The organism is Streptomyces sp. NBC_00620 (assembly GCF_026341825.1).
Taxonomy (GTDB): domain Bacteria; phylum Actinomycetota; class Actinomycetes; order Streptomycetales; family Streptomycetaceae; genus Streptomyces.
On record NZ_JAPENY010000001.1, the window covers coordinates 1,169,788 to 1,194,236 of the forward strand.

Sequence of the window (24,449 nt, forward strand, 5' to 3'; positions counted from 1 at the left end):
GGCCTCAGGCGGCTTCCGGGGTGAGTGTCCGGTGCAGGGCGGTCAGGCCGTCGGTGTAGATGCCGTGGAAGAGGGCGATGGCCTCTTCGTCGCTCACGCCGGTCGGGGTGAAGGTGCCGGACCACTCGACGCGGGCCGTGTCCTGTCCGGGGACGGTGTGCACGGTGAGGGTGGAGAGGTAGCCGGTGACGGGGAAGGGGGCCTGGAGGATGGAGTACGTGTACGTGCGTGCCGTGTTGTCGAAGGCTTCGAGGCGCTCGATGATGACGCCGCCGTCCTCGTCCCGGAGGGAGCGGACGCGGCCGCCCTCGCTGAGTTCGCTGGTGGGGATGTAGGGCAGCCAGTCGGGGAGCGAGTCGAAGCCGCCTATGAGCTGCCAGATGCGGTCGGGGGATGCGGGCACGTCGATGGATGCGGTGGTGGTGGCCACGGGGGTCTCCTGAGGGACTTGGAGCTGAGTTACGGGCTGAGGGGTCAGGCGGTCGGTACCGGTGCGGAGTCGGCGATCAGCTTCTCCTCGCGCAGGGCCGTCCAGAACGCGGCCGGGATCGTCTCGCCGAGTGCGGCCACGTCCTCCGCGATGCGGCTGGGCTTCGTGGCGCCGGGGATCGCGGCGACCGTCGCCGGGTGGGCGAGGGAGAACTGCAGCGCGGCGGCCTTGATGCCGACCCCGTACCGCTCGGCGATCGCCTTGATCCGGGCCACCTTGTCGACGATGGCGGCGGGCGCCTTCTGGTACTCGAAGTGCGTACCGCCGGCGAGGATTCCCGAGCTGTAGGGACCGCCGACGACGATGTCCACGTCCTGGGCGGAGGCGGCCGGCAGCAGGCGCTGCAGGGCACGGTCGTGGTCGAGAAGGGTGTAGCGGCCGGCGAGGAGGAAGGCGTCGGGCTTCGGCTCGTCCAGGTCGAGGGTGAGCTCCAGGGGCTCGACGCGGTTGACGCCCAGGCCCCAGGCCTTGATGACGCCCTCCTCGCGCAGCTTCTGCAGGACGCGGAAGGCGCCCGTGCGGGCGGTCTCGTAGGCGGCCAGCCACTCGTCCCCGTAGAAGTCCTGCGCGACGTCGTGCACCCACACGATGTCGAGGCGGTCGGTCCTGAGGCGCTTGAGGCTGTCCTCGATGGAGCGCAGGGTGGCGTCGGCGGTGTAGTCGTTGATCATCTTGTTCGGGCGGCCGTGCTCGAAGAGGCCGCCCTTTTCGCCGAGGTCACGCGCGGCGGGGTCCTCGGTCTCGTCGAGGACGACCCGGCCGACCTTGGTGCTGAGCACGTACTCGTCGCGCGGGTGCTGGGCCAGTACGTCGCCGAGCCGGATCTCGGAGAGGCCCGCGCCATAGAAGGGCGCGGTGTCGAAGTAGCGGATGCCCTGGTCCCAGGCGGCTTCCACGGTGGCCGCGGCCTCTTCGTCGGGGATGGCGCGGAACATGTTGCCGAGCGGGGCGGTGCCGAATCCGAGCGCACCGGGAAGGAGGGACTTGATGGTCATGAGTGATCCTCTTCGAATCGATTTCGATCTATTTAGATCGTTTTCGGCGTATCTGTTGCTGAATGAGCGATCCGCCGGGCTTGTGTCTTCGAGGTTATGATCCCTGCATGAGACTGTCCAAGACTTACTTCGACTCACTTGAGTCCCCCGAGGTCCCACATGCTTGACCTGCGACAACTCCGCTATTTCGTGGCCGTCGCCGAGTCCGAGCACGTCGGGCGCGCCGCCGAGCAGCTGCACATCTCCCAGTCACCCCTCAGCCGGCAGATCGCCCAGCTCGAGAAGAACCTGGACCTCACCCTCTTCGAGCGCAGCCAGCAGCGCATCCGGCTGACCTCCGACGGCCGGGTCTTCCTGACCGAGGCCCGCGCCCTGCTGCGGCACGCGGACAGGCTGGAGAACCTCGGCCGGCGACTGGGCCGCGGCGAGGAGGGCGGCCTGTGCATCGGGTACGTCGCCGACGCCATGCACACGGGCGTCCTGCCCACCGCCCTTCGGGCCCTGCGCGGGGAACGCCCCGGTATTCACGTGGCGCTGTACGACCAGGAGTCCACCGAGCAGTTCGAGGGCCTGCGCCAGCGCAGCCTGGACATCGCGCTGGTCCGCACACCGCCGCCCGAGGACGACCCGGATCTCCAGGCGTCCCCCTTGCTGCGGGACCCGCTGCTGCTCGCCCTGCCCGCACACCATCCCCTCGCGGAACAGGCGGAGTTGACGCCCGAGGACCTCGACGGGCAGCCGTGGATCGCGGTGGCCGACTCACCGGACCCGGCCTGGCGCGACACGTTCGTCGCGTCCTGCGTGAACTCCGGCTTCACCCCCGACATCCTCCTCGACGCCGCCGATCCGCTCACCGCGCTCGGCCTGGTCGCCTCCGGCCTCGGCCTCGCCCTCGTCCAGCGGAGCATGGTGCGCGGCACGACCGAGGGCATCGTGGTGCGCGAACTCCCCTGGTACGGCGGCTCGGTGCAGCTGTGGGCAGCCTGGCACCGGGTCGATCTCCGCCCGGTGGTGGCGTCGTTCCGCGAGACGGTCCTCGCGGAGCGTGGGCCTTCCGCCCCTGTCGGACACCAGGACTAGCTTTCACCCCCGGTCAGTACCCGTACGAGCCGAGGCCGACCAGGCAGTACACGTACTCGTAGTAGGGCATCCCGTTGCGGGTGTAGCTGTAGGAAAACGCGTACTGCGTCTGGGGGTTGGCGTTGCAGCGACTCAGTTCCGACGTCAGCGGGATCGTCTCGATCACCTTGTAGTGGGCGTCGGACGCCGAGCACGAGACCTCCTCGACGCCGCTGACCTCCTGCGCGGTCGTGGAGTCCGGCAGGGTTCCGTTGAGGCAGGTGCCGGATTCGTACGGATCGGGAGCCTCACTCTCGGTGCCGTACGGGTCCTCGGTGTACGGGTCTTCGCTGTACGGGTCCTCCGTGTAGGGCTCTTCCGAATACGGCTCCTCCGAGTACGGGTCCTCCGTGTACGGATCCGCGGTGTAGGGGTCCTCCGAATACGGTTCCTCGGCGTACGGGGAGCTGGTCGAGTCCACGCCGGAGGCGCTGTCGCTGCCACTGCCGTCGCCCTCGTTGGCCAGCACCACCAGGAACACGAGCACGGCCGCGACCGCGAGCACGCCCAGCCATTGGAGGCCGCGCGACGGGGTCGCCGGGTTCGTCACCCGTATGCGCAGCAGCACCTCGCTCTCACCGGCACGGACCCGCACGAGGTCGCCGTCCCGTACGGGCGGGACACGGACACGGGTGGTGCCGGACGGCAGAGGAACGGTGACGACGGCACCGGAAGCGGCCTGCTGCGGCGTGAGAGATATGGAGAGTTCCACCGCGCCAGTGTGACCAACGGGCAGCCGCGCCGAAGAAGCTTTCCGAAACCTCCACCTTGACGGGGCGGCGCCATAAGTCGCGCCCGAGTTCATACCTTCGACGGCCGTACGTAGACCATCGGCGGACGGCGGGGGCCATGGCCGTTTCCCAGACTGAGGTCGGGACGACGACATGGGGAGACGCGATGCAGGAGATCACTCGGGCACGGTTCCTGGGGATGGCCGCGGGGGTCGGGGGTGCGGCGGTGCTGCCGGCGGCGGGGCGGGCTTCGGCTACCGGGGGCGGAGGCGCGGGCGGCGCGAGCGGCGGCGGGGGCCGGCGCGGGCTGACGTACCGGGGTGTCGTCTACGAGGTCGGTGAGGGGGAGACGCCCGGTACCGCGTGGAACCCGGCGCGGATGCGGGCCGACATGCGGGCCATCGATAGCGATCTGCACGCCAACTCCGTCAAGGTCACCGGCTACGGCGTCGAGCGGCTCACCGCGACGGCGGGTGAGGCGGCGGAGCGGGGGCTGAACGTCTGGCTCGAACCGACGCTGGGGGACGTACCGGAGAAGGAGATCCTCGAACACCTCGCGGAGACGGGGCGGTTCGCCGAGCGGCTGCGGCGGCAGGGGGCCGGGGTGCACCTCAGCGTCGGCTGCGAGTTCTGGCTCTTCGTGCCCGGCATCGTGCCCGGCGACAATGTCCTGGAGCGGATCGAGAACCTGATGAGCGGCAACTTCGATCCGGTGCTGATGGCGCGCCGCCTGAGCCGTTTCACCGCGAAGGCGGCCCGGGTCGGCCGGTCGGTCTTCGGCGGACGGCTGACGTACGCCGCCGCCCAGGACGACGACGTCGACTGGGGCCTCTTCGACCTGGTCGGCATCGACTACTACTCGTACTTCCGGAGCCGGAACGAGTACGTCCGCGACCTCGACCGGTTCCGGCGCTTCGGGAAGCCGGTCGCCATCACGGAGTTCGGCTGCTGCACCTTCGAAGGGGCGCCGGAGCAGGGCGGTATGGGCTGGGACGTCGTCGACTACACGAAGGAGCCGCCCGAGATCAAGGGCGAGCTGGTGCGGAGCGAGCGCACCCAGGCCGCGTATCTCATGGACGTGCTCTCGGTGTTCGAGTCGATGGGCCTGTACTCGGCGATGGCGTTCACCTTCGTCACCCCGGACTCCCCGCACCTCCCCCAAGACCCCCGCCACGACCTCGACATGGCGAGCTACAGCATCGTGAAGCCGATCAAGGACCGGCCCGGCGACCCCGCGTCCGACTGGCACTGGGAGCCGAAGGAGTCGTTCCGCGCGCTGGCCCGGCAGTACGGGCGGGCGGCCCGGGGCTGCTGACCCCTTCAGGCCACCGACTGCCGCGCGAGGATTTCGAGTTGATGGGCAGGAACGGTGGCGGAGAAGCCCCTTCACACCTCACTCTGTAACGAGTCTGCGGGCGGGCCCGCGTCGTCGCACCACGGCAGCGGGGGGCAGTGCGTGGCGGACAGCGGGCGCTGGAGGCACACACCTGGACAAGAGATGTCCGGCCGGGTCCCGCTACGTCTTCGCGTGCTGCCTGTGATCATGGCGCCGCTGGTCGCCCTGGCACTGACGGCGTCCTCCGCGGACGTACGCCCCCCGGTCTGCCACTCGCCCCTCGGGGCGGACCGGCCCGCCGACACCGCATCCGTGGTCACTCGGGCCGAGGCCGAGGACTGTGACCCGCTGCGGTCGCTGAAGCCGCCGGCCCGGATGCCGGAGCCAGGCGGCCGGATGCCGAGCGGTACGGCGATGGAACGGATCGTCGAACGCGGCCGACTGATCGTGGGCGTGGACCAGAACACGTACCTCTTCGGCTACCGCAACCCCACCACCGGGCAGTTGGACGGACTCGACATCGACCTGGTGCGGGAGATCTCCAGGGCCCTGTTCGGAAAGCCGGACCGGGTGCAGTTCAAGACCGTGCCGTCCCGACGGCGCATCGAGGTACTGGAACGCGGCGAAGTCGACCTGGTCGCCCACTCGATGACCATCACCTGCGAGCGCATGGAGCAGGTGCTGTTCAGCAGCGACTACCTCGATTCCGGCCAGCGCGTCCTGGTCCCCAACGCCTCCCCTGCGCAGACCCTGGCCGACCTCGCCGGACAGAGAGTGTGCACGGCCGAGGGCACCACCTCGCTGACCGCGCTGCGCCGGGCCCGTCCGAAGGTGCGGCCGGTTGCCGTCGCCGACTGGACCGACTGCCTGGTACGTCTCCAACTGGGCGACGTGGCCGCCGTGTCGACCACCGACAACGTCCTCGCCGGGCTGCGCGCCCAGGACCCCACCACCCGCATCACCGGACCCCGGTTCACCTACGAGCCGCACGGCATCGCCGTCGCGAAGGGTTCACCGGAACTCGTCCGCTTCGTCAACGGCGTCCTCGACCGGCTGCGCGCCTCGGGCGGACTCCGTACCCTGCACGAACGGTGGCTGGGCGGATACGGCGACTTCTACCCACCCGCACCCCGCTACCTGAAGTGACCGCGAGCGTGGCCCCTGCTCCCCTTACCGCTCGCCGGCTTCGCCTTCGGCCGGCAGGTGGGCGACGTGTCCGTCGCTCCTGGCGTGCGTCGCCCGCTCCATCGCCTCACGGGCGGCGGCGGGCAGGTCGATCGTGTTGATGACGAGGCGGTTGACCCGGATACCCCACTTGCCGGTGGCCTCGTCGAGGATGCCGCGCAGGGCCGCGCTGATCTCCTGGCGAGAGCTCAGAATGCGTTCCAGGTCCATGTAGCCGCAGATGTCGCGCAGGGAGACGACCGTGAGGTGCTCGATGGCCTGCAGGTAGCTGGTGACCTCGTAGGTGGCGGCCCGGGCGTCGGTCACCTGGAAGTAGACGACGGTGTCGATCTTGAGGGCCAGGGCGTCCACGGTGAGGACTTCCTGCGGAGGGAACGGCACGACCTGCTCACGGAGGTCGATCCGGTTCCGTATGGCGTCGGCGAACGGCACCACGATGTTGAGGCCGGCGTTGAGCGTCCGCGTGTAGCGGCCGAAGCGCTCGACCACGACGGCGTTGGCGCTGCTAAGGCGCCGGATGCACGTCCCCAGGACAAGGGGGACCGCTCCCCCGGCGATCAAGAACCCATACCGCTTCTTCATCGCGACTCCCCCCGTCCCCCGGGCCACCGTGTCGTGCCCCCCGGATGCCGCTGTCCGGAGTGTCCCAGACCTCCCGGTCTCAGGCCACCGTCCGAAGCCCCCGTACCGAAGCCTCACCCATCCCCCGCACCACCCGGTGCGCACAAGCCGCCGCGAGCAACTCCCCCAGCAGATCGGGGTCGTCGATCTCCAGGCCAAGCAGGGTCTCGATGCGTTCGAGGCGCTGGTAGAGGGATTGGCGGCCGATGTGCAGGAGCGCGGCCGTGCGGGTGGGTGAGCAGCCGTGGCGGAGGTGGACCTCCAGGGTGCGGACGAGGTCGCTGGGGTGGGCGGCCTCCCAGGCCAGCAGGGGGCCCAGGGTGTGCTGGACGAGACGGGCGAGGCGGTCGCGGTTGGCGTCCACACCGCCGCGGGTGAGCTCGCGTTCCAGCGTGAGGGCGCGCGAGGAGGTGACGACCGGGCCGCCGGACGGACCGGGTTCGGCCGACGGCACGGTGAGGGCCAGCTCCAGGGTGGTCCGGGCCGCGCGCAGGGTCTCGCTCCAGCGCAGCCAGCCGCCGCCCGACGCGACCGCGTGCCCGACCGCCACGGTCGCTCCGGCCTCGGCGACCGCCCGGAAGGCCTCCTGCACGGCCCGTACGACATCCCGTTGCACAGTCCGTACGACATCCCGCGCACCCGCCCCGGCGTTCCCGGGCATCGCCACCAGCGCCAGTACGTCCCCCGGGAACGCCGCCCGCAGCACCGCGACCCCGCCGAGGGACCGCGCGGCACGGTCGATCACGCCCAGATCCGCCCGTGCCCCGTGCGCCGACACCCCGACCAGCCGCGCCCCCGAGCCCGGGTGGAACCCGGCGAGCGCCGCGCGCGCCTCCACCTCGGGCTGGTTGAGTGCCTGTCCGTCGGCGAGGTCGGCCAGCAGGGCGGCGGTGTGGTCGCCGCCCCAGGGGCGCCCGGCCGAACGCCCCGAAAGGCCGCGCGCCACGATCGCCCGGTTCGCCGCCTCGGTGATGCGCACGAAGGGGACCACGCGGTGCAGGGCGAGCAGCGGCAGCCCCAGCCGCCGGGCCTCGTCGACCACTTCCTCCGGCATCCGCACCAGCGACCGCCCGACCTCCACGGCCAGCCCCGCCGCACCGCGCGCGGCCAGCTCACGGACGTACTGCCGCCGTGTCCCCTCGTCGGCGCCGGTCAACCCGAAGCCGTTGGTCAGCAGCAGTTCGCCGCCGTCGAGGAAGTTCGCGCCCTCGTACACCTCGCTCGAATGCACCCAGCGGACGGGGCGGTCCAAGGAACCCTCGCCCGCGAGGAGTTCGGGGGCACTGCCACGTACGGGGTCGAGGGCCAGGATCTCGCGGAGGGTGAGTGCGGGCACGGGAACCTCCTTCAGGCGCTGACAGTTCGTCCGGATGCGGGTTGCCGGGAGAGTACTTTCCGCACGTTGCCCTGGTGTTTCGGCCACAGGAGAGTGAGAGGTATGAAGCCCATCGATCAGGCACAGGCACGCGTGTGGCTCGCCACCGCCGTCGAAGAGGCCCGCACCGGACTCGCGGAGGGCGGCATCCCCATCGGGGCCGCGCTGTACGGCGCGGACGGCACCCTCCTCGGCCGCGGCCACAACCTCCGTGTCCAGGACGACGACGCGTCGATGCACGCGGAGACCGCCGCTTTCCGGAACGCCGGCCGGCAGCGCTCGTACCGCGGGACGACGATGGTGACCACCCTCTCCCCCTGCTGGTACTGCAGCGGTCTGGTGCGCCAGTTCGGCATCTCCCGGGTCGTCGTCGGCGAGTCGGAGACCTTCCACGGCGGCCACGACTGGCTCGCCGAGCACGGCGTGCAGATCGTGCAGCTCGACGACCCCGAGTGCACCGCCCTGATGCGCGACTTCATCGAGAAGAACCCGGCACTGTGGAATGAGGACATCGGTGAGTGACCCCAAGACCCCCCGCATCCCCACCATCGACCTGCGCCCCTGGCTCTCCGGCGACCCGGACGCCCGCGCCGGCATCGCCCGCACCGTCGACCAGGCGCTCCAGACGGCCGGGTTCCTGCTCGTCACCGGACACGGCGTGGACCCGGCACTGCGCAGGAGTATCCGCGAGGCCGCCCGCGCGTTCTTCACCCTCCCCGTGGAGACGAAGCAGCCGTACGCCGCCACGGTCGGCGGCCGCGGCTGGCTCGGCCCGGGTGCCGAGGCGAACGGCTACTCGGAGGGTACGGAGACCCCGCCGGACCTCAAGGAGTCGCTGACGTTCGCGACGCACGAGGAGTTCGAGGACCCGGAGACCAACGCGGAGTGGTACGCGCCGAACGTCTGGCCCGCGGAGGCGCCCGAGCTGCAGAAGCTCTGCGAGGAGTACCTGACGAGGATGGGCGAGCTGGAGAACCATCTCCTCGCGCTGCTCGGCGAGGCCCTCGGTCTGGAGCCGGACTTCTTCACGAAGCACATGGACCACCCGACGTACGGCTTCAACATCAACTGGTATCCGGGTACGGAGGTCGTGGGCGAGCCCGAGCCGGGCCAGTTCCGCATCGGCCCGCACACCGACTTCGGGACCGTCACCATCCTCGACCGGCAGGCGGGCAAGGGCGGGCTGCAGGTCTTCACGGACGAGGGCGGCTGGGAGGACGCGCCCTTCGACGCGGCGGCGTTCACCATCAACATCGGTGATCTGATGGCCCGTTGGACGGGCGACCGGTGGCGCTCGGGCCGGCACCGCGTACTGCCCCCGCCCGCCGACGTCCCCGCCGAGGAGCTGATGTCGCTCGTCTACTTCGGCGAGTGCACACCGGGGACGGTCGTGGAGTCGGTGCCGGCTCCGGTGGGACGGGTGGCCTACGGGCCGGTGGACTCGCACGTGTACCTGCGCGCGAAGCTGGACTCGATCACCGTCGGCTGAACGGCTCGCCGGGGCCTGGGAGTTGGCAAAGGTGAGCTTGAGGTGGGGTGCGTCAGCGGTGTGTCAGTTTTCTGGCAGGGGACCGTCAGGAACGTGGGATTCGATGCTCCCGCACGATCCCCCACCGCGCCCCACCGCGAGGAGTGCAATGACCGACACCGTTGCCGACGCCCGGACCGAGGCTCTCCGACATCGCCGCCCGGATGCGGGCCGGTGACCTCACCCGCATGGAAGCCTCCCTGCTCGGCGTCCTGCTGCTCGGCGCCGGGCACGAGACCTCCGCCGACATGATCGCCCTGGGTGTCCTCGCGCTCCTGGAACACCCCGACCAGCTCGCCGTCGTCCGCGACACCGACGACCCGAAGGTGGTCGCCAACGCGACGGAGGAGCTGCTGCGTTACCTGACCGTCGTGCACAGCGGCCAACGCCGTCTCGCCCTGGAGGACATCGAGATCGGCGGCCAGATCGTCCGCGCCGGGGAGGGCGTCATCATCCCGGGCGCCACCGGCAACTGGGAGGCCGGCCGCTTCCCCGGCCCCGAACGGCTCGACGTCACCCGGGACGCCCGCCGCCACATGGCGTTCGGATTCGGCATCCACCAGTGCCTGGGGCAGCCGCTGGCCCGCCTCGAGCTCCAGATCGCCTACCGCACCCTTTTCCGCCGAATTCCCGAACTCCGCCTGGCCGTCGGGCTGGAGAAGGTCCCCTTCAAGGACGGGATCGTCTACGGCGTCCACGAGCTGCCCGTGACCTGGTAGCCGCGGCTTCGGGCCCCGTACGGGCGGCGCCTTCCCGGCCAAACTCGGGCCCGGGGCGGAAAACTTTCGTAACCCAACGGTCACCAGGCGCCCTATCCCGAATCAAGTCCCCCTTTTTACACTGGTGTTGATACACCTCACAGCAGCACATCGGAACGGACCGCCCCGGGGGGAGATGCGGTGCACAGAGGGCTGCACGGCCGGGGGGCACTGTTCGACACCGATCCGCCCGGTCTCGCTCCACGGCTCATCGGCCTGCGTCCGTACCAGCACCGCTCGACGCCGTACGAACATCCGAAGGAACTGCCCTTCGTGGTGTTCGCGGGCGGCCGGGGTCTCGGCAAGAGCGCGCTGCTCGCCGAGTTGCGCAAGGCCTGCAAGGGGCATACGCCGGTCGCGCTGATCGACGGCGAGGAGACGCAGTTCGCGGGGCCGCCGCCGGAGCGGCCCGCGGAGTCCTGGTCGGCGGTCGCGCAGGCGCTCACCACGGTCGCCGAGCAGCTCGCGGAGCCGGTGACGGGGGCCAGGCGGATCAGTTTCCCGCGGCTCGCGGCGGGGCTCCTGGCCGTCGCGGCGAGCGGCTGGAGCGACCGTGACCTGCCGCGCATCCGGCAGGAGGCGGAGCGGATCCTGCTGCTGAACGAGTCGGGCTCCTGGCTCTCCGGGTTCGCGAACCGCTGGGTGAACAGGGTCGTCGCCAAGCTGGTCGCCTCCATGTCGGGTACGGGACCGGTGCTCGAGCCGATCATCGAGGCGACGCTGGAGGCGTTCTCGGAGGGCGTCTCCCCCACGCACCACCGGCTGCGCCGGGCGGCGTCCTGGTACCGCGACTATCCCAACGCGGGCGGCAACCCGAAGCTCGGGCTCATCCTGCTCTCCCGGCACTTCAGGGCGGGCGGCAACTCCCGTACGCACGCGGAGCGTTATCTCGTACGGGCCCTGCTCGCGGACCTCGACGACGCGTACACGGGGGCGTTGCAGCGCTCGCACCGGCTCGGCCGCCCGGTCGTGCTCATCGACAACGTGCAGGAGCCCGCGGGTCGGGGCCTCATGGAGTCGGTGCTGCGGGACCGCGCCGACGGCATCGCCGACCAGGTCGTCTTCTTCACCTCGCTGCGGGGATACAGCCATCCGGCGCTCCGCAACGCGGTCCGCCGCACGCTGCCCGACGTGGCCAGGCGCTGCGACTGGACGCCGGACACCTCGCCCTCCTCGCGCGCGCTGCTCGTGTCGCTGCCGCCGCTCACCCCGGACGACACCCTGCACATCGTCGGCGCCACCTGTCTCGACGTCCCGGTCCCGCCCCAACTCCCGCACGCCACCCACCGGTTGACCGGCGGCAGCCCGCTCGGCATCACCCTGTTCGCCGAGTCCGCCCACCAGAACCTTCCTCAGGCCACCACCCTGGGCGCCCTGCTCACCGCCGATGTCGCCCTGCGGGACGACCGCGACGGGCGGGCCACCTACCGGGAGCTCCTGGACCGACTGGTGCCCGGCGGGGGCCTGGACGAGCTGACCGTGCTCGCCGCCGCCCACGACCCCGACTCGGCGCGCGCACTGGCCGAGGCCCAACTCCCGGACGACTTCGGCGCGTCGGGCGTACTGGACCTGGAGGCACGGCTCGCCGCGGAGGGCTGGCCGGTGGCTGCGGACCAGTTCGTCGGCGACCCGTTCCTGCGCGCGCTCCTGCTACTGCGCCTGCACCACCACGACCCCGGCCACGAGCGGTGGAGGGCCGCGCACCGCACCCTCATCGACCACTATGCCGACGTGCCCGGCAGCGACGACAACCCCGGCCGCGCCCAGTACCGCCTGCATCACGAACTCGCCCTGGGGAAGGCCGACTTCGCGATCGCGTACCTGCGCGACACCTTCCACGAGGCCGAGACCCGCGCGTGGCTGTCCGCGCTGGTCTTCATCGCCTCCGCGCCGTACTACCACGCACACGATCCGGACGGCCGCGACTTCGACGGCCACGACCATCGGGCTTCCGTCGCGCTCGGCCACACGGACGCCGCGCAGTCCCCGCCGGAGGGCGTGGACGCCGTACTGCATCTGCGGGTACGCCGACTCCTGCACGCCGTCTGGCAGTTGACCGATCCGCTGGTGCTGCCGGACCCGAAGGTGACCGACCGGCTGCAGTTCGAGCTGGAGCAGCTGTCGAATCTGCGGCCCGCGGGCAACGCGCTGCTGTGGCGGGCCTCCAGGGACTGGCCGGCGGACGCGCTGGCGGGTCGGCCGTTCCGTATCCCGGGCGACGAGGACGACGAGGGCGAGGGCGGCCCGTGACGCAGGACGAAGCCGACTCATGACGCAGGACGGGGGCGGATAGATGGCGCGCTTGTGGGTGTGGTTGCGCGAGGACGTCTGGGAGATCCGGTTCCGGCGGTACATCGCCCTGCTGCTGGCGGCCGTCCTCATCGCCCTCGGTGTCTGGGGTGGTACGACGCTCGCGAAGGAGGACCGTTCCTGCGCGCCCGGCGTCGAGCGTCCCGAGGACAGCGACGAATGCGTGGGTGTCTCGGCGACCTCGTACAACTGGGGCCGCTCCCAGTTCACCGAGGCCGTGCGGGCCATCGACGCGGAGAACAAGCGCCTCAAGCCCGGCAGTTGGGTCACCGTCGCCCTGCTCGAACCCTTCACGGCTACCGACGCGGACAACCTGGGCGACGCGCTGCACGAGCTCCAGGGTGCCTATCTCGCCCAGTACCGGGCCAACCACGACTCCAACGACCAGACGCCGAAGATCCGGCTCGTCCTTGCCAACCCCGGTGCCACCGGCGAGCAGTGGCAGCACACGGTCGACCAGCTGGCGGGGATGACGACCGGGCCCGACCGGCTGCGTGCGGTGACCGGCGTCGGCCTGAGCACCGAGAACAACAAGCTGGCCGTCAAGGAGCTCACCCGCCTCGGCATCCCGGTGATCGGCTCCTCCATCACGGCCGACGACCTCGCCAACGGGCAGTCGGGCAAGGACCCTTACCCCGGCCTTGCCCGCGTCTCCCCCACCAACACCGACGAGGCCCGCGCGCTCGCCTCCTTCGCCGACGTCTCGGCCGGCAAGGCGCTCCTGGTCTACGACAAGCCGGGCGACCCCTACTCGCGCACGCTTCAGCAGTCCTTCGAGAAGCTGCTCGAGGGCTCGCCCTACCAGCCGCAGCCGTTCACCCCGCCCGCCGACCGCAGCCAGGAGGGCACCACCGCCAACACCTTCCGGCAGATCACCCACCTCGTCTGCGACACGGCACGCTCCACGGACACCATCCTGTTCGCGGGCCGCCACACCCAACTGCGGCAGTTCATCAACGCGTTGGGCGACCGCGGCTGCCAGGACCGCAGCTTCACCCTGCTCACCGGCGACGAGGGTTCGTATCTCACCGGCGACAAGGACCTCGACCGCACCGCCCTCCAGCACCGCATCTCGGTGCGCTACACGGCACTGGCGCACCCGGACGCCTGGGCCGCGAAGGACGCGCCGAAGAGCGGGGGCAGCGCCGCCGACGCGAAGGTGCTCGACGAGCTGCTCGGCAGCAGCGAGCGCAAGCCGGTCGGTCCCATCGGCGAGGTCTCCCTCGAGGACGGCCAGACGATCATCGCGTACGACGCCATGACGCTCGCCGTCCAGGGCATCCGCGAGGCCACGGCCGACGGGAAGACGGTCCCGCCCATCGCGGACGTCGCCAACCAGTGGACGCTGACGAAGGGCTCCCAGCGGGTGAGCGGCGCGAGCGGCTGGATCTGCCTGGACGTCCACGGCAACCCGTACGACAAGGCCGTACCGATCGTGGAACTGACCCCCGAGGGCAAGGCCCGCTTCGTGGAGATCGCCTGGCCGGAGGGGAAGCCACCGGCGAAGGAGTGCCTGCCGCCTGGCTCCTAGGGCCTGTCTGGCAATTCCCGTCGTCGCCCGGAGGGCGGCCTCGCGCCCGCTGCGGCAGCAGCTCGTGTCGCAGTAGGTGCGTGCTCTCGGCGTGCCGGGCGTAGATCCTCGTACTGGACGTACTTGGGTCTGCGCCCGGTGCGGCGAAGGGGGTCCCCCCGCCCGAGCCGGGCGAAGCCGGTTCGAGGGTGGGGGCGCGTGCATGGCGTCGCGAGCCAGACGGGAATTGCCAGACAGGCCCTAGCTCGCTGTAAGCGCTTCGAGGAGCCGCTCGAAGCGTGCCCGCCATCCGGGCGGCTTCCGCTCCCCCTCGTACGCGTGGGTGAACCGGACCGTGGTCCCGTCCGGCACCCCGGGCTCCAGGTGGAACCTGACCCGCCCCTCGACCGTGTACTCGGCGACCCGCTCCACGTCCCAGGCGGTGATCCGCCCGCTGCCGAGGCCGTGCAGGGCGACGGCCCCGCCGAGCCGCGGCTCGAACACCTCGACGGCGGCCAGCCACCCCCGCAGGCCCTCGGGGGTGGCCACCGCCGCCCAGACCTTGTCCACAGGCTGGGGAAGACGCAGCAGGTAGTGCAGGGTGCGTGTGTCCTCGCGGGTCTCGGTGGCGCCCTCTTCGATGGACGGGATGGATCTGGTCATGACACCAGCCTCACTCAGGCGTGCCGGTTCCGCACACGACCTCTTCCTTCCGGATGCTGTAGCCATAGCCGTCGGATCGCTGGAGTAACTGGATATAACGACAGTGGATGCCTTGAACGAGGCGGTCGGCTGTGCGGATGTTGAATCTGCCCGTAGCCCGTACAGCGACTCGACCGATGTGCGTCCCGACATACCTGCCGGCGGGAAGAACGGCCCGTACGAGATCTCCGGTCTGATAGCCGAAGAACTGCTTCTGCCGAGGCAGGTACAAGCGGGGAAAGCCGTACTTGTCTGCGCTGGTCCGAGCGTGAGCACCACGTCCGGCAGCCGCTGCGACGAGCACCGTTGCCGGGAACCGCGTGATACGGGTGCCGTCGGGGAGGTCGCCGACGGCAAGTGCATCCATGGTGTGCGTCTTGGCCAAGTCACTACGTGCCCGGTTGTACTTCGTACGCCCCCCAGACCAGGCGCGGAGCGGCAGACCTCGCAATGCGAGGGCGCCTCGCAGCGCCCAGCGAGTGCTGTTCATAACTGCGGCATGGCGCAGCGGTCTCTGCGCCTGGGCAAGGACCTTCACCAGCCGCGCTGGTCGCCCTGCAAGGAATTCCTCGATCGGCCGACTGCCCTTGGCTTGGTTGCAGGGCTCACAGGCAAGGGTCAGGTTTGAAATGCGGTCACTGCCGCCTCGGCACCGGGGACGGATGTGCTCCACCTGTAGCGGAACGCCGGTCGCTCCGCAGTACGCACAGACTCGCCCCCACTTCTCCAGCAAGTACTGGCGACTCTCATACCCAGCAAGGGCGCCCTGCTGATACTCGGCACCTTCCAGGGGTCCTCCAGCGCTGAGCTGGTGAGTGTCGAAGGACACCAGCTCGACATGCAGTTCGGTGACTGGGGCGAACTTCTGAAGACGGCTCACCCACGAAAGGGTGGTGTCCACCCGATGTCTGAGGGACGGTGCAAGCCACCCCTCTCGCTTGGTGCGGTTACAGAAACGAGGGGCGCGATAGCGCAGGTTCCGCGTCCGGCGGCCACGCCGGTAAGCGGCTCGCTGCCCCATCTTCTTGTGGATCAGCGAGCCGCGATGGGTGAGTTCGACTGCGTACAGGCCTCGCCGATCCGTGACGGTCTCGCCCGTGGCCGCGTCGACGTTGTCGATATCGCAAGTAACCGCGATTCCAGTTCCCTTGGAGCCCGGGTCGATGCGCAGCGCAACACCGTCCACGGCTGACCTCTCGACAACACGGTCTTTCAGCCGGATGACGAACGGGGTGTGCCGGGCGACAACCGCCCGGCCCTGCTTGAGGAGCTTGCGCGCCCGTACTGGAGTGGTGGGTTGCAGGGGGCGACCACGTTTGTCCAGGACGAACACAACAGGGTGGGCCTCACGACCCGCGCCCTCGGCCACCACTGTGGTGACCTCAGGGTGACGCTTCGCAGGCCGGGTACGGGTCCGCGAAGTCTCCTCTCGCCCATGTTCCACGCCGGTGTCCCGCATGTGCACGGGATGTCCGTGAGCCGTTTCGTCCCTGCTCACAGGGGTGTCTGCTCCCACGGATTCCAGAGCCTGCCGCTGAGGAAGCACGGCAGGGTGGGTCTGCTCACCCACGTGAAACGTAGCCATCAAATGCACCCCTTTTCGCGCGTGATGACTTGGGCTGGTCACTCAGAGCCGCTCTGCGTTCCAGGGCGGCCCCGACCCTGGGGCCGGAGAGCGAGTGACAGGAACCGGCCTTCGTCCTGCGGTGCCGCGTTCGCACAGCCGCAGGAAACAGCCGCCGATCGAACTAACTATCACCGACCGTTCGAGTTACGCGATTGTCGTCCTGCATGACAAAGGCCGGCCTCTCCGCGTCACAGACGGGGGAGAGACCGGCCTCTTGGGGTCGTATGGGGGTCAGACCCCGGCGTACGAGTGCTTGCCGGTGACGAAGATGTTGACCCCGTAGTAGTTGAAGAGGAAGCAGGCGAAGGCGATCAGCGCGATGTACGCGGCCTTGCGGCCCTTCCAGCCGGCCGTGGCGCGGGCGTGCAGATAGCAGGCGTAGGCGACCCAGGTGATGAACGCCCAGGTCTCCTTGGGGTCCCAGCCCCAGTAGCGGCCCCAGGCGTCGCCCGCCCAGATCGCGCCCGCGATGATCGTGAAGGTCCACAGCGGGAAGACGGCGGCGTTCACGCGGTAGGAGAACTTGTCGAGCGAGGCCGACGCGGGCAGCCGCTCCATGACGGAGGTCGCGAAGCGGCCGGGCTTGCCGCCCGAGGCGAGCTTGTTCTCGTACGAGTCCTTGAAGAGGTACATCAGGGTGGCGACCGCGGCCACGTAGAAGACGGCGCCGCAGAGGATCGCGGTCGAGACGTGGATGTACAGCCAGTACGAGTGGAGCGCGGGAACCAATTGGTCACTGGCGGTGTACAAGACAGTGACGGCGAGACCGAGATCGAGGAGGACCGTGGTGACCAGGGGGAGGCCGAGCCAGCGGATGTTCTTCTTCAGCGCGAGCATCACCAGGTACACCGTGACGGCGACGGTGGAGAAGGTGATGTTGAACTCGTACATGTTGCCCCACGGCGCCCGCTGCACCGAGAGAGCCCGGGCGACCACACCAGCCGTCTCGACGGCCCAGGCGACCACGGTGAGGGACACCGCGATACGGCCGTAGAGGTCGCCCTGCACGTCCCCGCCGTGCGCGCCGGGCCCGTCGGGCACATCACGGGCACCGGCCGCGGCCCGGGTGACGACCTTGGGCCGCTCCAGTACCGCGGTGCCGCCCGCCTTCTTCACCGTGACCGCGGGTGCAGCCGCCTTCTGCGGAGAGGTCAGCGCCGCGGCGGTGCGGGCGACCTTGCTGCGGCTGCCGAAGATCCACTCGGCGATGTACGTGAAGAAGGCCAGCATGTAGACGGCCATCGCGGAGTAGATCAGCGTGTTGCTGACGTTGGCGAGGTGTTCGTTGGTTGCGGTGGCGAGAGTCATCGCTTCTCAGCCTTTCCGGCGGCAGGTACGGGGGGTTCGGCGTCGGGATCGGGTGCGGCGGGTTCGTCTTCGTCGGGCTTGGTGGGCGCCTGTTCGTGCACGAGCGCGGCCAGGTCGCCGAGTTCCTCGGGGAGCTTCGAGGACTCGCTGCGGCCCAGGCCCGCCATCTCGACGACGGTGACACCGTCGGCGCCGGTGGCGGCCCGCACCCAGACGCGGCGGCGCTGGATGAAGAGCGACCCGGCGAGACCGAAGATCGCGGTGAAGGCTCCGACCAGCGCCCAGTCACTGCCGGGCTGCTGAGTGACCTGGAAGCCGGCCCACTCCTTGATGTCCTTCTCGAAGGTGATCGAGCCGGCGCCGTTCGGCAGCGTCATGGTCTCGCCGGGCAGCAGCCTCTTCTTGAGGATGTCGCCCTTGGAGTCCTTGAACTGCTTCATCTCGGAGGTGTCCAGTTGGTACACGTTCTGCGGAAGACCCGAGTCGACACCCAGGCTGCCGTGGTACCCGCTCAGTGCGAGCACCGGGTAGTTGAGCGCGGGGAACTGGGAGAACATGTCGCCCTCGCCCGCGCCCGCGAAGGTCGGCACGAAGAAGGCGGAGAAGCCGAGCTGCTCCTTCTCGCCCTTGCCGTTCCGGTAGCCGTCCATGACCTTGATCGCACCCTGCGAGGTGACGTTCGAGTCGAGCGGCAGCATCGGCACGGGCTCGGAGTAGACGACCTTGCCCTTGCCGTCCCGGACGGTGACGACGGGCGCGTAGCCGTGACTGACCAGGTAGACCTTCGAGTCGCCGATCTCCAGCGGCTCGTTGACCTTGACCGTGGTCTTCTGCTCCTTGCCGTCGGCGCCCACGCTGTAGGTGATGTCCGCCTGGTAGGTGCGGGGGGTGCCCTTGTTGGGGCCTGTCTCCTCGTACGTGCCGGTGAACTTCTTCAGGTCGAAGCTGAACGGCGTGAGGTCGTCGGTGGAGAAGAGGTTGCCGGACTTGAAGTCGTCGTAGGACAGGAGCGTGTTGGAGAAGCCGTCGCCCTCAACGATCAGCTTGTTGCCCTCGGACTTGAAGAGCTGGCCCCAGGCGAAGGCGATCAGCATCACGATCAGCGCGAGGTGGAAGAGCAGGTTGCCGGTCTCGCGCAGGTAGCCCTTCTCGGCGGCCACCGCGTTTCCGTCGATGTGCGCCCGGAACCGCCGCTTCTTCAGCACCTTGAGGGCGACCTCGCGGACCTGCTCCGGTTCGGCGTCCGTGCGCCAGGTCGCGTACGCGGGCAGCCGGTTCAGCCGCTTGGGCGCGCCCGGCGGACGGCCTCGCAGCTGCCCCACGAACTGCCAGGTGCGCGGCACGATGCAGCCGATGAGCGAGACGAAGAGAAGGATGTAGATCGACGAGAACCACACCGAGCTGTAGACGTGGAACAGCCCGAGCTTGTCGTAGACGGTCCCCAGCACGCTGTGCGCGTCCTTGAAGTCCTGCACCTTCACCGCGTCGGTCCCGGACTGCGGGATCAGCGAGCCGGGGATCGCCCCGAGCGACAGCATGAACAGCAGGAGCAGCGCGACCCGCATCGAGGTCAGCTGCCGCCAGAACCAGCGGGCCCAGCCGGTGATCTCACGCCCGGTCCACGCCAGCCACCCGGCGGCGCCCGGCTTCCGTACGCCGCCGAAGGAGCCGGGGACGACGGTCTCGACCGGGGCGGTGGAGAGCTGGGATCCGGCCGCGCCGAGTTCACCGTCGGCGCTCACGCCGACGTGCCGCTTGGCGGGCGCCGGAGCCGTCGCCTCTTCGGCGCCGTCCGCCGCCGTCTTGCCGGTGTCAGTCGTGCTCATGGATCAGATCCCTACCGTGAAGCCTTGGGTCCAGCCCTGCATGTCGTACACGAGGCTGTCCCACACCCCGGTCAGCAGCAGCAGTCCGGTCGCGATCATCATGCCGCCGCCGATGCGCATCACCCACGCATAGTGCCGCTTGACCCAGCCGAAGGCGCCGAGCGCCTTGCGGAAGGCGACAGCGGCGAGGACGAACGGGATGCCGAGACCGGCGCAGTACGCGACAGTCAGTATGGCGGCGCGGCCCGCGCTCGCCTCATTGAAGGCCAGCGCCTGCACGGAGGCCAGGGTCGGCCCGATGCAGGGTGTCCAGCCGATGCCGAAGAGCGCGCCGAGGACGGGGGCGCCGACGAGCCCGGTCGACGGGCGGGTGTGGAAGCGGAACTCGCGCTGGGTGAGCCAGGGCATCATCCCCATGAAGAAGATGCCCATCAGGATCATGAGCGCGCCGAGCACCTTGGACAGGGTGCTCTGGTGCTCCTGCAGCGTCTGCCCGAAGTACCCGAAGAGCGCCCCGCCGGAGACGAACACCACGGTGAAGCCGAGTACGAAGAGAGAGGCGCCCGCGACCATCCGCCCCCGCCGGGCCTCGGCCAGATCCGTGCCGGTGACCCCGGTGACGTAGGAGAGATAGCCGGGCACCAGCGGAAGTACGCAGGGCGAGAAGAAGGAGACGAGCCCGCCGAGCACCGCGATCGGCAGTGCGAGGAGCAGGGCCCCGCTGTAGACCGTGGAGTTCATCCCGGGTGTTGCGGCGAGGTCGGCGGACGTGGCGAGAAGAGACACGTCAGGTCACTTCTCCGCGATGACGGGCGCGAGCATCTTGCGCAGGTTCGCTTCGCTGAGCGCCTGCAGCGTACGGGCCGCGATCTTGCCGTCCCGGTCGATGATGAGCGTGGACGGGATGGCCTGCGGGTTCAGCGTGCCCTTCTTGAAGCGGAGCATCAGCTTGCCCGTCGGGTCGTAGAGGCTGGGGTACGTGACGCCCTGCTCCTCCTCGAACGCCTTGGCAAGACTTGTGCTGGCGTCGCGTGTGTTGATGCCGACGAACTGCACGCCCTGGTCCGCCGTGTCCTTGGCGACCTTGACGAAGTTCGGCGCCTCGGCGCGGCACGGCGGGCACCAGGAGCCCCACACGTTGAGGACGACGACTTTGCCCTTGTAGTCGGCGACGTCGAGCTGCTTGCCGTCGACGGTCTTGCCGGAGAGGTCGGGCGCGTCGGCCCGTTCACCCTTGGCGACGGTGGCGATGCCGTCCTTGCCCGCGACGAAGTTGGTGTTGCCCGAGCCCCCGGACGTACCCCCGGAACCACACGCGGACAGGGCGAGCGCCGCGACGGCGGCCCCGGCGGTCAGCAGGGCGGTACGACTACGGGAACGACTACGAGAACGGCTACGAGAACGGCTACGGGTGCGGTTCGAACGCTGGTCGGTGCGGCAGGCAGCACTCATGTGAAAAGTTTCGCATGTCCGTTCCGGGGATCTTGCGCACCCCCCTTGCGGGCGGAAACCCGCATATCAGGCGGCCTTTTCGGACCCCTTGGAGGACTGTGTACCGACATCGCCGAGGAAGCCCTTCCAGCTGCCGGCCGGCTCCTGCCCCACGTCCAGCGACTGCAGCTTGGCCAGCACCTCGGGCTTCTGCACATCCAGCCAGTCCACGAACTCCCGGAAGGAGACGAGGCGTACGTCCTCGCCCTTCTCCTTCTCCCGCGCGATGTGCTTGAAGGCGTTCTCGACGGCGTCCATGTAGATGCCGCCGTTCCAGTCCTCGAAGTGGTTGCCGATGAAGAAGGGTGCGCGGTTTGTCTCGTATGCGCGCTTGAAGCCCTCGATGTAGGACTGGGTCGCCTGGGTGCGCCAGGCCGGGTAGTTGTACGCGGGTGCCCTGGTCGTGTTGATCGACTGGTTGGCGAGGATGTTGTAGTCCATCGAGAGGACCTCGAAGCTGTGCCCCGGGAAGGGCATCGCCTGGAGCGGCAGGTCCCACAGCCCCTGGTTCTTCCGCGGCCAGCGCTGGACGCCGCCGGGCGAGGAGGCGTCGTAGCGCCAGCCCAGCTCGCGAGCGGTGGGCAGCAGGTTGCTCTGGCCGAGCAGACACGGGGTGCGGGCGCCGATGAGTTCCTTGTCGTAGTCGAAGGGCAGCGCGGGCAGATCGGTCCAGCCGCTGTTGGTCCGCCACTCCTTGACGAAGGACTTCGCCTGGTCGATCTCGCTGCGCCATTGCGCGGGCGTCCAGTTGGCGACGGTGCCGGTGCCGGCGCAGAAGTGGCCGTTGAAGTGGGTGCCGATCTCATGACCCTCGAGCCAGGCCTGGCGGACGAGTTTCAGCGTCGTCCTGATGTGGTCGTCGGTGAGATAACCGATGTCCGAGGCGCCCTTGGGATTGTTGGGCGGCGAGTACATGCGCTTTTTCGACTCGGGCAGCAGATACAGCCCGGAGAGAAAGAAAGTCATGTGGGCGTCGTGGTCTTTGGCGAGTTCGAGAAAGCGGGAGAAGAGACCGGTCCCGACCTCTCCCGCACCGTCCCAGGAGAAGATCACGAACTGCGGCGGAGTCTCGCCGGGTTCGAGCGGCACCGGCTCCCCGGGCCGACCGGGCTGCTTGCCCGTGAAGGCCGTGGAGCCGTCCCCGAGGGGCCTGACCGGGTGCTTCGGAGCACCCGGCTGCCCACTGCTGGAACCGCCGCCCTGCCCCGCGCCCTCTTGCAGTGCGGTACCGCACGCCGTGAGTCCCAGCGCGGCCGCGGCACCCGCCCCGAGGCCGATCATTCCCCTGCGACTGATGTCCCGCATTCCATCCCCGTTCCTCGCACCCTCTCGGCCGGCGGTCAGCCGGCATCCCATGAGAGGGCGCGAGGAAGACGGGGGTTCCGCCAAACTCGCGCATATTTAGCTGTTTTTACGAAGATACGCTCAGATGGCAGGAATCCATACGCTACGTGACGACGCGTACGCCTTGCGGAGAGACGTACGCACTGCGCCCGTTACGGGCACTTACGCGCCGAACGCCTTGTCCTTCCCCTTCACCGGCTTGGCGCCCGCGAGGAGATGGGCGGGGACGAGATCGCGGGCGGGCTCGGTGTAGCCCACGGAGACGATCTTGTCGCCGCGGTAGGTGAAGGTCGTCAGGGACGCCAGCGTGCACTGCCGCTTGCGCGGGTCGTGCCACAGCCGCCGCCGCTCCACGTACGAGCGCACGATCCAGATGGGCAACTGGTGCGAGACACACACCGCTTCGTGCCCGCGGGCGGCGTCCTTGGCAGCGTCCAGCGCCCCCATCATCCGTACGACCTGATCCACGTACGGCTCACCCCAGGACGGCTTGAAGGGGTTGACAAGGTGCTTCCAGTTCTCGGGCCGCCGCAACGCGCCGTCCCCCACACCGAAGGTCTTGCCCTGGAAGACGTTGTCCGCCTCGATGAGCCGGGCGTCGGTCGCGAGGTCGAGCCCGTGCGCCTTGGCGATGGGCGTCGCGGTCTCCTGCGCCCGCTCCAGCGGCGAGGCGACGACATGCGTGACGTCCCGCGACGAGAGGTGCTCGGCGACCCGGTCGGCCATCTGCCGCCCGAGCTCGGAGAGGTGGTAGCCGGGCAGCCGCCCGTACAGCACGCCGTCCGGGTTGGCGACCTCACCGTGCCGCATCACATGTACGACGGTGATGTCCTCGTTGCGCTCGCTCATGCCGTGGCCTCCGCTGCTGCCCGTGCCGCCGCCGGAAGGGCGTCGGCGATCCGCTGAATCGCCCGTTCGTCGTGGGCGGTGGAGACGAACCAGGACTCGAACGACGAAGGCGGCAGATACACGCCCTGCGCCAGCATCGACTGGAAGAACGCGGTGAACCGGAAGGACTCCTGCGCCTTCGCGCCCTCGTAGTCGCGCACCTCACGCCCGGTGAAGAAGACGGAGAACATGTTGGAGGCGTTCTGCAGCCGGTGGGCCACACCTTCCTTGCTGAGCGCCTCGGTGACGAGGTTGCGGATCTGCTCGGAGACCGCGTCGACCTTCTCGTACGCGGCGTCGTCGAGCAGCCGCAGCTGCGCGAGCCCGGCGGCGGTGGCGACGGGGTTCCCGGACAGGGTGCCCGCCTGGTACACCGGCCCGGCAGGCGCGAGGTGCCCCATGATGTCGGCCCGTCCACCGAAAGCGGCGGCCGGGAAGCCGCCGCCCATGACCTTGCCGAAGGTCATGAGGTCAGGCTTGACCCCGTCGATGCCGTACCAGCCGGCCTTGCTGGTCCGGAACCCCGTCATGACCTCGTCGGAGATGAACAGGGCGCCGTTCTTGGCGCAGGCGTCCTTCAGTCCCTGGTTGAACCCGGGCCGCGGCGGCACGACGCCCATGTTCCCGGGCGAGGCCTCGGTGATCACGCAGGCGATCTCACCGGGGTGCGCGTGGAAGGCGGCGTTCACGGCTTCGAGGTCGTTGTAGGGGAGGACGATGGTGTCGGCGGCCTGGGCCCCGGTGACGCCGGGGGTGTCGGGCAGCGCGAACGTCGCCACCCCGCTCCCCGCAGCGGCGAGCAGCGAGTCGACGTGACCGTGGTAACACCCGGCGAACTTGATCACCTTCGCGCGCCGGGTGAACCCCCGGGCGAGCCGGATCGCGGACATGGTCGCCTCGGTCCCGCTGGAGACCAGCCGGACCTGCTCGACGGGCTCGACACGGGCGACGATCTCCTCGGCGAGGGCGACCTCGCCCTCGCCGGGCGTACCGAAGGACGTACCGCGGGATACGGCGTCCTGGATCGCGGCGATGACGTCGGGCTGAGAATGCCCGAGAATCATCGGCCCCCAGGAACAAACGAGGTCGACGTACTCCCTCCCGTCGGCATCGGTCAGGTAGGGACCGTTACCGGACACCATGAACCGGGGCGTACCGCCCACGGCGCGGAACGCGCGCACGGGAGAGTTCACGCCACCTGGTGTGACGATGGACGCACGGTCGAATAGCGACTGCGAGACTGGGGCTTCATAGGAATAAGGCAGTTCGGTCATGACCTGCGACGTCTCCGACTCCGGGGGGCTA

General features: G+C 69.5%; 21 protein-coding genes and 1 pseudogene. 8 read left to right on the plus strand and 14 right to left on the minus strand.

Annotation, left to right across the window (positions count from 1 at the left end):
* Nucleotides 1–4 precede the first annotated feature (4 nt).
* Together OG246_RS05330 and OG246_RS05335 are read right to left on the minus strand one after the other, a co-directional pair.
* Entirely contained in the window at nucleotides 5–430 is a 426-nt protein-coding gene (locus OG246_RS05330; RefSeq protein ID WP_266456565.1) for an SRPBCC family protein, read from the minus strand.
* Between the two features lie 44 nt (nucleotides 431–474).
* Nucleotides 475–1,485 carry an aldo/keto reductase gene (locus tag OG246_RS05335; RefSeq protein WP_266456568.1) on the minus strand — a complete coding sequence of 337 codons (1,011 nt, stop codon included), beginning with the start codon at nucleotides 1,483–1,485 and terminating at the stop codon, nucleotides 475–477.
* A 159-nt stretch (nucleotides 1,486–1,644) separates the two neighbouring features.
* Here OG246_RS05335 and OG246_RS05340 point away from each other — a divergent pair, with 159 nt between their 5' ends.
* Nucleotides 1,645–2,565 (plus strand): LysR substrate-binding domain-containing protein, encoded by a 921-nt coding sequence (locus OG246_RS05340; protein WP_266456571.1) that lies wholly within the window; start codon nucleotides 1,645–1,647, stop codon nucleotides 2,563–2,565.
* A 13-nt stretch (nucleotides 2,566–2,578) separates the two neighbouring features.
* Here OG246_RS05340 and OG246_RS05345 read toward each other — a convergent pair whose 3' ends face one another.
* A complete protein-coding gene (locus OG246_RS05345) occupies nucleotides 2,579–3,316 on the minus strand; it encodes a hypothetical protein (RefSeq protein WP_266456574.1) in 738 nt (245 codons plus the stop codon).
* A gap of 185 nt (nucleotides 3,317–3,501) precedes the next feature.
* Between OG246_RS05345 and OG246_RS05350 the strand changes: the two genes are divergently transcribed.
* Nucleotides 3,502–4,650 carry an abortive phage infection protein gene (locus OG246_RS05350; protein ID WP_266456577.1) on the plus strand — a complete coding sequence of 383 codons (1,149 nt, stop codon included), beginning with the start codon at nucleotides 3,502–3,504 and terminating at the stop codon, nucleotides 4,648–4,650.
* 213 nt (nucleotides 4,651–4,863) lie between these two features.
* Entirely contained in the window at nucleotides 4,864–5,817 is a 954-nt protein-coding gene (locus OG246_RS05355) for a glutamate ABC transporter substrate-binding protein (RefSeq protein WP_266456580.1), read from the plus strand.
* Nucleotides 5,818–5,841: 24 nt separating this feature from the next.
* Here the strand turns inward: OG246_RS05355 and OG246_RS05360 are convergent, their stop codons facing one another.
* Nucleotides 5,842–6,438, minus strand: coding sequence for an SPFH domain-containing protein (locus OG246_RS05360; RefSeq protein ID WP_266456583.1), 597 nt, complete (start codon nucleotides 6,436–6,438; stop codon nucleotides 5,842–5,844).
* A gap of 79 nt (nucleotides 6,439–6,517) precedes the next feature.
* On the minus strand, nucleotides 6,518–7,813 hold the full coding sequence (locus OG246_RS05365) for a PucR family transcriptional regulator (RefSeq protein WP_266456585.1): 1,296 nt from the start codon (nucleotides 7,811–7,813) through the stop codon (nucleotides 6,518–6,520).
* Nucleotides 7,814–7,915: 102 nt separating this feature from the next.
* Between OG246_RS05365 and OG246_RS05370 the strand changes: the two genes are divergently transcribed.
* The 5 genes and pseudogenes from OG246_RS05370 to OG246_RS05390 all read left to right on the plus strand — a co-directional run bounded on the left by OG246_RS05370 (nucleotide 7,916) and on the right by OG246_RS05390 (nucleotide 13,979).
* Nucleotides 7,916–8,374 carry a nucleoside deaminase gene (locus OG246_RS05370; protein ID WP_266456587.1) on the plus strand — a complete coding sequence of 153 codons (459 nt, stop codon included), beginning with the start codon at nucleotides 7,916–7,918 and terminating at the stop codon, nucleotides 8,372–8,374.
* Complete coding sequence (locus OG246_RS05375; protein ID WP_266456590.1) at nucleotides 8,355–9,341, plus strand: isopenicillin N synthase family oxygenase; 987 nt, start codon at nucleotides 8,355–8,357, stop codon at nucleotides 9,339–9,341. Before OG246_RS05370 ends, OG246_RS05375 begins: the two co-directional genes overlap by 20 nt.
* A gap of 182 nt (nucleotides 9,342–9,523) precedes the next feature.
* A pseudogene (locus tag OG246_RS05380) lies at nucleotides 9,524–10,099 on the plus strand (cytochrome P450); the annotation flags it as partial.
* Nucleotides 10,100–10,279: 180 nt separating this feature from the next.
* Nucleotides 10,280–12,388: a hypothetical protein gene (locus OG246_RS05385; RefSeq protein WP_266456592.1), complete on the plus strand. Its 2,109-nt coding sequence runs from the start codon at nucleotides 10,280–10,282 to the stop codon at nucleotides 12,386–12,388.
* A 43-nt stretch (nucleotides 12,389–12,431) separates the two neighbouring features.
* Complete coding sequence (locus OG246_RS05390; protein WP_266456595.1) at nucleotides 12,432–13,979, plus strand: ABC transporter substrate-binding protein; 1,548 nt, start codon at nucleotides 12,432–12,434, stop codon at nucleotides 13,977–13,979.
* 240 nt (nucleotides 13,980–14,219) lie between these two features.
* On the opposite strand, the gene OG246_RS05395 is transcribed toward OG246_RS05390, so the two are convergent.
* From OG246_RS05395 to hemL, 9 genes are all read right to left on the minus strand, one after another.
* Nucleotides 14,220–14,621, minus strand: coding sequence for an SRPBCC domain-containing protein (locus tag OG246_RS05395; RefSeq protein WP_266456597.1), 402 nt, complete (start codon nucleotides 14,619–14,621; stop codon nucleotides 14,220–14,222).
* Nucleotides 14,622–14,631: 10 nt separating this feature from the next.
* Nucleotides 14,632–15,993: an RNA-guided endonuclease IscB gene (gene iscB / locus OG246_RS05400; protein ID WP_266456600.1), complete on the minus strand. Its 1,362-nt coding sequence runs from the start codon at nucleotides 15,991–15,993 to the stop codon at nucleotides 14,632–14,634.
* A 525-nt stretch (nucleotides 15,994–16,518) separates the two neighbouring features.
* Nucleotides 16,519–17,595 (minus strand): c-type cytochrome biogenesis protein CcsB, encoded by a 1,077-nt coding sequence (gene ccsB, locus OG246_RS05405; protein WP_266456603.1) that lies wholly within the window; start codon nucleotides 17,593–17,595, stop codon nucleotides 16,519–16,521.
* Entirely contained in the window at nucleotides 17,592–19,421 is a 1,830-nt protein-coding gene (locus OG246_RS05410; RefSeq protein ID WP_266456606.1) for a cytochrome c biogenesis protein ResB, read from the minus strand. The genes ccsB and OG246_RS05410 overlap by 4 nt, the downstream gene beginning before the upstream one ends.
* 3 nt (nucleotides 19,422–19,424) lie before the next feature.
* On the minus strand, nucleotides 19,425–20,162 hold the full coding sequence (locus OG246_RS05415) for a cytochrome c biogenesis CcdA family protein (protein ID WP_266463887.1): 738 nt from the start codon (nucleotides 20,160–20,162) through the stop codon (nucleotides 19,425–19,427).
* A 51-nt stretch (nucleotides 20,163–20,213) separates the two neighbouring features.
* The gene (locus tag OG246_RS05420) at nucleotides 20,214–20,873 is read right to left on the minus strand and encodes a TlpA disulfide reductase family protein (protein ID WP_266456609.1); all 660 of its coding nucleotides are present in this window, start codon (nucleotides 20,871–20,873) and stop codon (nucleotides 20,214–20,216) included.
* Nucleotides 20,874–20,939: 66 nt separating this feature from the next.
* Entirely contained in the window at nucleotides 20,940–22,217 is a 1,278-nt protein-coding gene (locus OG246_RS05425; protein WP_266456612.1) for a hypothetical protein, read from the minus strand.
* 201 nt (nucleotides 22,218–22,418) lie between these two features.
* Entirely contained in the window at nucleotides 22,419–23,105 is a 687-nt protein-coding gene (locus OG246_RS05430; protein WP_266456614.1) for a histidine phosphatase family protein, read from the minus strand.
* Nucleotides 23,102–24,418: a glutamate-1-semialdehyde 2,1-aminomutase gene (gene hemL / locus OG246_RS05435; protein ID WP_266456617.1), complete on the minus strand. Its 1,317-nt coding sequence runs from the start codon at nucleotides 24,416–24,418 to the stop codon at nucleotides 23,102–23,104. The genes OG246_RS05430 and hemL overlap by 4 nt, the downstream gene beginning before the upstream one ends.
* Between the last annotated feature and the right edge of the window lie 31 nt (nucleotides 24,419–24,449).

Excerpts from the sequence above, each read along its gene's own strand:
- OG246_RS05335 (WP_266456568.1), bottom strand. The coding sequence starts at position 1,485 with ATGACCATCAAGTCCCTCCTTCCCGGTGCGCTCGGATTCGGCACCGCC.
- OG246_RS05415 (WP_266463887.1), bottom strand. The coding sequence starts at position 20,162 with ATGAACTCCACGGTCTACAGCGGGGCCCTGCTCCTCGCACTGCCGATC.
- OG246_RS05370 (WP_266456587.1), top strand. The coding sequence starts at position 7,916 with ATGAAGCCCATCGATCAGGCACAGGCACGCGTGTGGCTCGCCACCGCC.
- OG246_RS05425 (WP_266456612.1), bottom strand. The coding sequence starts at position 22,217 with ATGCGGGACATCAGTCGCAGGGGAATGATCGGCCTCGGGGCGGGTGCC.
- ccsB (WP_266456603.1), bottom strand. The coding sequence starts at position 17,595 with ATGACTCTCGCCACCGCAACCAACGAACACCTCGCCAACGTCAGCAAC.
- OG246_RS05420 (WP_266456609.1), bottom strand. The coding sequence starts at position 20,873 with ATGAGTGCTGCCTGCCGCACCGACCAGCGTTCGAACCGCACCCGTAGC.
- OG246_RS05350 (WP_266456577.1), top strand. The coding sequence starts at position 3,502 with ATGCAGGAGATCACTCGGGCACGGTTCCTGGGGATGGCCGCGGGGGTC.
- OG246_RS05340 (WP_266456571.1), top strand. The coding sequence starts at position 1,645 with ATGCTTGACCTGCGACAACTCCGCTATTTCGTGGCCGTCGCCGAGTCC.
- OG246_RS05395 (WP_266456597.1), bottom strand. The coding sequence starts at position 14,621 with ATGACCAGATCCATCCCGTCCATCGAAGAGGGCGCCACCGAGACCCGC.
- OG246_RS05390 (WP_266456595.1), top strand. The coding sequence starts at position 12,432 with ATGGCGCGCTTGTGGGTGTGGTTGCGCGAGGACGTCTGGGAGATCCGG.
- OG246_RS05375 (WP_266456590.1), top strand. The coding sequence starts at position 8,355 with ATGAGGACATCGGTGAGTGACCCCAAGACCCCCCGCATCCCCACCATC.
- hemL (WP_266456617.1), bottom strand. The coding sequence starts at position 24,418 with ATGACCGAACTGCCTTATTCCTATGAAGCCCCAGTCTCGCAGTCGCTA.
- OG246_RS05430 (WP_266456614.1), bottom strand. The coding sequence starts at position 23,105 with ATGAGCGAGCGCAACGAGGACATCACCGTCGTACATGTGATGCGGCAC.
- OG246_RS05360 (WP_266456583.1), bottom strand. The coding sequence starts at position 6,438 with ATGAAGAAGCGGTATGGGTTCTTGATCGCCGGGGGAGCGGTCCCCCTT.
- OG246_RS05410 (WP_266456606.1), bottom strand. The coding sequence starts at position 19,421 with ATGAGCACGACTGACACCGGCAAGACGGCGGCGGACGGCGCCGAAGAG.